At 35.0% G+C, this 3,419-nt stretch carries 2 protein-coding genes; both read left to right on the top strand.

Annotated elements, in window-relative coordinates:
- Positions 1–478 precede the first annotated feature (478 nt).
- Positions 479–2,491, top strand: a complete 2,013-nt coding sequence (locus tag AB1414_17715; protein MEW6609252.1) for a phospholipid carrier-dependent glycosyltransferase — start codon at positions 479–481, stop codon at positions 2,489–2,491.
- The gene (gene truA, locus AB1414_17710; GenBank protein MEW6609251.1) at positions 2,475–3,290 is read left to right on the top strand and encodes a tRNA pseudouridine(38-40) synthase TruA; all 816 of its coding nucleotides are present in this window, start codon (positions 2,475–2,477) and stop codon (positions 3,288–3,290) included. The genes AB1414_17715 and truA overlap by 17 nt, the downstream gene beginning before the upstream one ends.
- The last annotated feature ends 129 nt before the right edge of the window (positions 3,291–3,419 follow it).

Here is a 3,419-nt window from a genome sequence, read left to right as displayed (position 1 = left end):
GTGAGGTAAGAGAGTTAGTGGTGTCTTAATCTAGCATAAAGGTTGAAATAGTGTCCGAAAAGAAGATATAGGGATTATGGAGATAAGGAGATATTATTAAAAAAATTGAAGTTAATAGAAACTAATAGAAATTTATGGAAATTTGTTGTTTTCCAGAATCGTAATCGTTCACCGCAGAGACACAGAGACGCAGAGAAAAAATTAAAAACTATTTACCACTTGCTTCATTCCATTACGGATTTTCATCAGAGCAAGCTTTTGAGTACAGATTAATGTAACACTTTTAGCCATCTGAAGTGGAATCCTGGTAATCGGTGATTGGTAATCAGTTATCGGTGACCGATTACCTGATTACCAATAACCGATTACCTTTTTATTTCCATGTCTTCTCTGTTCCTCTGCGTCTCTGCGGTGAATTACTATCTGAACGGTTACCCAGTTTTGAACTATGCCGAAAATCGGTAAGGAACTTAAGAAGTTGGAAAAGATAAAAAAATTCTTTGGAGGTAATCCTTTAAGGTTTTATAGAGGGGATGAAAGGCTAAAACCTAAAATCCGAATAACCATATTATTTTGCCTCTGCACCGTGGGAATTTTACTCCTTTACCTGCCAAAATATCACCACTTTACTGTCCTGCCAGATATATTTCTGTTGCTTATCATTAGTTTATCAGCCTATAGTTTAGGGGTTAAGATTTTTTCAGTTTGTTTGTTTGAATTCTCATCCAGCCAGGAAAGATTTGTATTTGGTATTGGTCTGGGACTGGCGATATTATCTTATTTAATTATGGGATTAGGATTTTTAAAATTACTTGATACCAGAATTATTTATGGGTTATTATTGGTTTTAATCATTTTATGTGTTCAAACTTCCAAAAAGAGCAATATCTCTTCACTGTTCACTGTTCAATCTTCACTGTTCACTCTTCAGGCTTCACTTATTATGATTACCTGTAGTTTATGTTTTCTGCATAGTTTATGTCCACCGTTTGATTGGGATGATTTAGCCTATCATCTTGAGGGACCTAAACTTTATCTTCAACACAAAGGTATATTTCACATATCAAATGTCGCCTTTGCTAATTTTCCTGCAAATATTGGGATGCTATATTTACTTGGAATGTTATTGAGTAGTGATATTTTAGCCAAGTTATTCCATTTCTCATTTGGTCTTTTAACGCTTATTGGAATTAGTAGTTTATGCCAACGCCATTTTAACCCTAAAGGCTCATTATTAGCCACAAGTATATTCTATATCTGCCCATTAGTGATTTTCTTATCAAGAACAGCGTATATTGATTTCGGGCTGACCTTCTATGAGTTATTAAGTGTTTATGCCTTCTTAAATTGGATGACCACATATCATCAAAATAGATGGTTAATAATTCTGGCAATTATGTGTGGTTTTGTTGCTGGAATTAAATATCCAGGACTTTATACGGTGATTATTTTAGGCTTAAGTGTGATAGGTTTTGGATTAGCTAAAATTGGGTGGCGAAAGACAATAAGTAAAACTGCTATCTTTGGAATTATTTGTGCTGTAGTCGGTTCACCCTGGTATATAAAAAACTTTGTCTATACTCATAATCCATTTTACCCTTTTCTTCAAAATTTATTCATAGAAAAGGTAAAATTATCTCCTGTAGAAATAATTACTGCTCAAACCTCAAATAAGGTATTTACCTTAGGAGAAACCTGGTTTGAATCCTTATGTCTGCCATGGGATGTTACTATTTATGGGGCATTGGGCAACCTTCCTTTTGGGGCAACGATTACCCCGGTTTATCTCGCCCTTCTACCTCTTTTAATTTTTATAAAAAAGACAAAAATTGCAGGTATCTATCTTCTGTTTTATATCATTTTAAAATTTATTCTCTGGAGTCTTGGATTACATTCTTCACGCTATCTTCTTCCTATATTCCCATTTTTAGCCATAATTTTAGCCAGTATCTTTTATACCATTTTTGATACCCCAAAACTTGTTATCATTAAAAGGGTAATTCTCAGCATCATTACTGGTATCTGGTTGGCTATTTTAAGCTGGGATGGGTTTCAAATCATTCATTTTCGTAATCCGATTAGTTTTATCCTTGGATTTGAGTCGCGGGATGATTTCATCCGTCGAAATGCAGAAAAAGGATATTATAATGCAATGGAATTCATCAACCAAAATTTACCCAAAAATGCTAAGATATACTTTATCGGTGAAAAGAAAGGTTATTATTGCAACCGAGAATTTATTCCTGATTTTTCTCTTGTCCACTGGCAATGGAAATATTCTGACTATAAAGATTTGGCTAAAATTAAGGAGTATTTTAATAACCAACAAATTACTCACATCCTGGTCAATACCACCGTCATCTCCGCTTATTATTATCCGGACAACGGGGTATCAAAGGAAGATGTAGAAAGTTTCAATGATTTTGCCTCAAAATACCTGAAGCCCTTGTTCAAGGAAGGAAATCTTTATTTGTATGGTTGGAAGGATTAAAAATCAGATGAAAAATATCAAACTCATTCTATCTTACGATGGAACAAATTATCATGGTTGGGCAATTCAACCAGATGTAAATACGATTTGTGGGACATTAAAAAAGGCTTTAAAGAAATTGACTGGTGAGGAGGTAAAAGTCATCTGTGCAAGTAGAACTGATGCGAAAGTTCATGCGAGGACTCAAGTAGTGAATTTCTTTACGAATTCCCGTATCCCAATCGAGGCATTTTCCAGGGCACTAAACAGCCATTTGCCCGAAGATATTGTTGTCTATGATGCCTCTTATGTAGATGATACCTTTCATGCCCGCTTTTCCGCTAAATATAGAAAATATCACTATCTACTCATTAATTCGAAATATCCTGATGTATTTTATCGCCATTATGCCTATTGGTTACCATTTGAGTTAAATTTAGAGAAGATGCGTCAAGCCTGTGAATTCCTAATTGGAACTCACGATTTCAGTGCCTTTGCCTCAGAAATAAAAACTGTAAAAAGCCCTATCCGAGATGTGCAAGAACTTAGTATTTCTACTAACGGCTGTCTCAACTTGTTGATGGAAAATACCCCGAACAAGTTCGGGCTTCCTGAAGAAAATGAGATTATATTTTTTAATATCAAGGCAAACGCCTTTTTATTCAATATGATTCGGACAATTGTTGGGACTTTGATAGATGTTGGTGGCGGAAAATTAGCACCGATAGATGTTAAGCATATTTTAGAATCAAAGGATAGGGCAAAAGCAAGTCCTCTTGTCCCGCCGCAAGGATTATATTTGATAGAGGTGGGGTATTGATTCTTATTACTTGATGTTCAAGTTTTTTAAAGGTATAAAGATTTAACCGCAAAGAGCGCAAAGGAAGATTTCGCAAAGGACGCAAAGGAAGGAAAATAAGGTGGTGAACAACCTATTGCTTTGTTAAGT

The organism is bacterium, from assembly GCA_040755795.1.
Lineage (GTDB): Bacteria > UBA9089 > CG2-30-40-21 > CG2-30-40-21 > SBAY01 > JBFLXS01.
Note: the sequence above shows the minus strand (reverse complement) of the source record. Positions and strands in the feature narration are given on the sequence as shown.

Coding starts and splice junctions, on each gene's coding strand:
- truA (MEW6609251.1), top strand. CDS start 2,475: ATGGTTGGAAGGATTAAAAATCAGATGAAAAATATCAAACTCATTCTA.